The organism is Variovorax sp. P4_D9 (assembly GCF_056401695.1).
The window spans coordinates 1-3,259 of sequence record NZ_JBFUIU010000932.1; the positions used below are offsets into that span (position 1 = coordinate 1).

3 protein-coding genes are annotated in these 3,259 nt (G+C 66.5%); all 3 read left to right on the forward strand.

Going from position 1 to position 3,259, the window contains the following annotated elements; genetic code table 11:
* On the forward strand, positions 1-311 hold a 311-nt coding region (locus AC1DY5_RS48535), incomplete at its 5' end, for a P-loop NTPase family protein (RefSeq protein ID WP_478121485.1).
* On the forward strand, positions 308-1,852 hold the full coding sequence (locus AC1DY5_RS48540; protein WP_478121486.1) for a hybrid sensor histidine kinase/response regulator: 1,545 nt from the start codon (positions 308-310) through the stop codon (positions 1,850-1,852). The genes AC1DY5_RS48535 and AC1DY5_RS48540, both read left to right, overlap by 4 nt.
* A 175-nt stretch (positions 1,853-2,027) precedes the next feature.
* Positions 2,028-3,259 (forward strand): HAMP domain-containing protein (locus AC1DY5_RS48545; RefSeq protein ID WP_478121487.1); only part of this gene is annotated, 1,232 nt, incomplete at its 3' end.

The window sequence follows — 3,259 nt, forward strand, 5'->3', positions numbered from 1 at the left end:
ATCTCGGCCAGAACGGTGTCGCGACCATGCTGGTCGGCGCGCAGCACGGCCTGATCGGCATGCAGATGCAAACACCCGTGGATGCGAGCTATCTCGCGGATGCGGTGGTGCTGCTGCGCTACTACGAGTTCGAGGGCGAAGTGCGGCAGGCGATCTCCGTGCTCAAGAAGCGTGGCGGCGCCCACGAGCGCACGATCCGCTCCTTCTCGCTGAGCGCCGGGGGCGTGCGCGTCGGCGCGCCGCTGCGCAATTTCCGCGGCATTCTCACGGGGATCCCGGTGCCGATCGACGGGGTCCGTGCGGTACCGTGAGCGAGTCGCCTCTCCAGCCGGAGTTCCGCATCCTGCTGCGGGCGGCGACCTCGAAGGATGCCCTGATCGCGAGCGCCGTGCTGGAGCGAGCGCAGTTCGACCCGCACGTTTGCGCCGACATGGCCGAGTTGATGTGCGAGCTGACGAAGGGGGTCGGCGCCGTCATGCTTGCCGAGGAGGTGATCACCGACGCGGCGATTGCGCATCTGAAGGCCGCCCTGACGTCGCAGGGGCCGTGGTCCGACGTTCCCATGCTCGTGCTGGCCCGTCAGGGCGCGAACTCGCGTGCCATCGCGCATGTAATGGACGAGTTCGCCAACGTGACCGTCATCGAGCGGCCGATGCGAGTCGCGGCCCTCGTGAGCGCAGTGCGCACGGCCTTGCGCTCGCGCCGCAGGCAGTACGAATTGCGCAGCCTCCTGGACGGCTTGCGCGAAGCCGACCAACGCAAGACCGAGTTTCTCGCCACCCTGGCGCACGAGTTGCGCAATCCGCTGGCGCCGTTGAGCACCGCCTTGTCGCTGCTCGCGCGCAAGAAGCCCTCGCCGGACGAGGCCGAAAAGTACTTCGAGCTCATGCGCCGGCAGGTCGAACACATGGTGCGCCTGGTGAACGACCTGATGGAGGTGTCGCGCATCACGCGCGGAAAGATCGAGCTGCAGATGCGCCCCGTGCTGCTCGATGCGGTGATCGACGACGCGATCGAGTTGAGCCGGCCGCTGGTCGAGCGTGCGGGCCACACGCTGACCGTCGAACTGGGCGCCGAACCGCTCGTCATGCGCGGCGACGCAGTGCGGCTGACCCAGGTTTTTTCGAATCTCCTGAACAACGCGGCCAAGTACACGCCACCGGGCGGTCGCATCGAGGTCGTCGCCCGTCAGCAAGAGGGCCACGCCGTGATCGAGGTGAGCGACACCGGCACGGGCCTGTCATCGGACATGCTGCAGTCCATCTTCGACATGTTCGTGCAGGTGAGCGGCACTTCCAAGGCGGCGCAAGGCGGGCTCGGCATCGGCCTGACGCTGGTCAAGAGCCTGGTCGAGCTGCACGGCGGCAGCGTCGAGGCCGCGAGCGAGGGCCTGGGCCATGGCGCCGCCTTCACCGTTCGTCTCCCTTTGGCGAAGAGTGCACCTTCGGCCAGGCCGCGCGGGATGGCGTCGCAGGAGGGATCGCCGGCTTCCATCGAGGGCGTCGTCCTCGTCGTCGACGACAACCGCGATGCGGCCGACAGCCTCGCCGAGCTGCTGAGAACGATGGGGGCCAACACGCTGGTCGCCTATGGCGGGGAGGAGGCGCTGCAACTGGCCCGCTCCAACCAGATCGACATCGCGGTGCTCGATATCGGCATGCCCGGCATGGACGGCTGCGACTTGGCACGCCATCTCCGGGCCGAGCCTGGTGGCGCGCAGATGATGCTGATCGCGCTGACAGGCTGGGGCCAGCAGGGCTACAAGGAACGCATCGGGGCGGCGGGCTTCGACCACCACCTGCTGAAGCCCCTGAGCCTGCCGGATTTCATGGCGGCGCTTCGCGCCGGGTGAATCTCATTGCTCCCGCGTGTCTCTCCCCGGTTCTTGCACAGGTAGGCGCGGTCCGTCGCGATGCGCGAGGCCTCGCGCCCGCTTGATGGTGAAGACGCTGTTACAAATTCGGCCCGAGGTCTAAACTTCGACCTTGGCCGTCGCAAGCGTTTCCTAATTGAAACACGAGGTAACGATGAAAGTCTTGGAACAGGCCCCCGACGCAGACAACGCCAACGAAGAAATGGCGATCCTACTGGATGCGCTGACCCGGCTTCGAAAGGGTGACGCCAAGGCCCGGCTTCCCGCCCACTGGGTGGGTTTGCCCGGCAAGGTGGCCGACACCTTCAACGAACTTGTCGAGCAGAACGCCACCCTCGCGTCCGAACTGGTTCGGCTGCGGCAGGTCGTGGGCAAGCAAGGCAAGCTCAAGCAGCGCGCCGTGATGTCCGAGACCCGAGGCTTCTGGGGCGATTCGATCGCCTGCGTGAATTCCCTCATCGACGATCTGGTGCATCCGACCAGCGAGGTCGCGCGGGTGATCGGGGCGGTGGCGCAGGGGGATCTGTCCAAGAGCATGGCGCTCGAGGTGGACGGCCGCGAGCTGGAGGGCGAATTCCTGCGGACCGCCAGGACCATCAACAAGATGGTCGAGCAGTTGGGCAACTTTTCCGCCGAAGTGACGCGCGTGGCGCGCGAGGTCGGGACCGAGGGCAAGCTGGGCGGCCAGGCCAAGGTCAAGGGCGTGGCGGGCACCTGGAAGGATCTGACGGACTCGGTCAACTCGATGGCCGGGAACCTAACCGACCAGGTGCGCAATATCGCCGATGTGACCACCGCCGTCGCCAAGGGCGACCTGTCCAAGAAGATCGACGTCGACGTGAAGGGCGAATTCCTCACGCTCAAGAACACGATCAACACGATGGTCGACCAGCTGCGCTCCTTCGCCTCGGAGGTAACGCGGGTCGCCCGCGAGGTCGGGACCGAGGGTTCGCTCGGCGGCCAGGCGCGGGTGGAAGGCGTGTCGGGCACCTGGAAGGACCTGACCGATTCCGTCAACTCTATGGCCGGCAACCTGACCAGCCAGGTGCGCAACATCGCCGACGTCACCAAGGCGGTGGCGGCCGGCGACCTGTCGAAGAAGATCACGGTCGACGGCAAGGGCGAGATCCTGGAACTCAAGAACACGGTCAACACGCTGGTCGACCAGTTGCGCTCCTTCGCCGCGGAAGTGACGCGGGTCGCGCGCGAAGTGGGCACCGAAGGCAAGCTGGGCGGGCAGGCCGACGTGCAGGGCGTGGCCGGCACCTGGAAGGACCTCACGGAGTCGGTCAACTTCATGGCCGGCAACCTGACCTCGCAGGTGCGTAACATCGCCGAGGTGACGACGGCGGTCGCCGCCGGCGACCTGTCGAAGAAGATCACGGT